The 245-nt window shown below is 62.0% G+C and carries 1 protein-coding gene; it reads right to left on the reverse strand.

Annotated elements, in window-relative coordinates:
• Positions 1-245, reverse strand: a 245-nt coding sequence (locus SB754_RS22300) for an AAA family ATPase (protein ID WP_410784463.1), incomplete at both ends; no start/stop codon positions are given.

Here is a 245-nt window from a genome sequence, read left to right on the forward strand (position 1 = left end):
GTCACCTGGCGCTCCTCCATGCACTCCAGCAGGGCTGATTGGGTCTTGGCGGAGGCGCGGTTGATTTCATCACCGATCACGATGTTCGCGAAGATGGGTCCCTGGCGGAACTCGAACCGGTGGGAATCCTGGTTGTAGATCGAAACGCCCGTGACGTCCGAGGGCAGCAGGTCCGGAGTGAATTGGATCCGGGTGACGGAGCAGTCGATGGTCCGCGCGAGCGTCTTGGCGAGAAGCGTCTTGCC

It is taken from the genome of Leifsonia sp. SIMBA_070, assembly GCF_046534635.1.
In the GTDB taxonomy this organism is placed as follows: Bacteria; Actinomycetota; Actinomycetes; order Actinomycetales; family Microbacteriaceae; genus Leifsonia.